1 protein-coding gene is annotated in these 1,268 nt (G+C 56.9%); it reads left to right on the top strand.

Features of this window, described 5'->3' with window-relative positions; all coding sequences use genetic code 11:
- Nucleotides 1-72: 72 nt before the first annotated feature.
- Nucleotides 73-1,268: IS4 family transposase (locus F2P45_RS34210; protein WP_223164912.1), on the top strand; the 1,196-nt coding region annotated here is incomplete at its 3' end.

Below are 1,268 nucleotides of genomic sequence, written 5' to 3'. Positions count from 1 at the left end.
TAATGCCGTTAAGTTAAGCTCTTGACTGTCGCTTCTTGTAAACAAATCCCAGAAGTGTTAACTTCTGGAACTATGTTCTCAGATGCCCTTTCTCTTGCCATTGACCTCCCACGATCCCCTCCAGACTGGAGGCGTCTGGGTAATGAGTTACCGTTCGAATGGATCGAAGCTGCCCTTGAAGCGAAAGGCAAAGCGAGTATCCGTCGTCGTCGCCTTCCTGCACAGCAAGTGGTATGGCTGGTCATTGCTTTGGCCCTGTACCGGCATCTGTCGATCAAGGAAGTACTTGATGATTTGGACCTGGCGGTTCCGGAATTGGCGGGCGTGTACGTCACGGCCAGCGCGGTGTGCCAGGCGCGCCAGCGGCTGGGCGCCGAGCCACTGCGTTGGTTGTTCGAATGTTCGGCCCAGGCATGGCATCAGGAAGATCAGTCGGCCTATTTGTTTCATGGGATGAGTCTTCTGGCCATGGATGGCACGACTTTGCGCCTTGCCGACAGCGAGGCCAACCGCGCGCATTTCGGTGCGCAGAGGTACGCCGGAGGGAGGGTTGCCAACCACCCGCAAGCGAAAGGCGTCACGCTGACCGCCGTACCGACCCATTTGATTCTCGATGCGCGTTTCGGACCCTACGCGACGAGTGAAGCGGCCTTCGCCAAGGAGTTGATCGGAAGCATCCCGGACAGCTCCCTCACCATCTTTGACTCGGGCTTTCTGTCAGCGGAAATACTGTGCAATTTGGCTGGGCAGGGACATTGTCGTCACTATCTGATTCCGGCGAAGAGCAATACACGTTGGAAGCTAATCGAGGGCACAGTGGAAGATGGACTTGTCGAGATGGAAGTTTCTGACTCGGCCATGCGCAAGGACCCGACGCTACCGGCTTCATGGCGTGCCCGTGCTGTACGCATCGGCGACGGCACCGGCGATTTGAAATATTTACTCACGTCGCTCACCGATAAAAAAGCCGTCACCGCCAAGCAGGTCGTCGACTGCTACTGGCGCCGCTGGGCAATCGAGACGAGTTATCGCGAGCTCAAGCAGACCATGCTGGGATCGGCGCATACCTTGCGCAGCATGACGGTCGACGGGACGATGCAGGAAATCTGGGGTGCGCTCATTGCCTACAATTTAGTGCGGATTGAAATCGCCAAGGCCGCTCTCGAAGCGAAGTGCCAGCCTACCGACATCAGCTTTGTGCTGGCACTGCGCACGATCCAATATGAGTTGTTCATCGCGGCAGCAACTCAGGCCCAAGGAAAACTCCC

Origin of the sequence: Massilia mucilaginosa, assembly GCF_011682145.1 — a bacterium.
GTDB lineage: Bacteria > Pseudomonadota > Gammaproteobacteria > Burkholderiales > Burkholderiaceae_D > Telluria_A > Telluria_A mucilaginosa.
The sequence above is the reverse complement of the archived record's forward strand: the minus strand, read 5'-3'. Positions and strand labels throughout refer to the sequence as shown.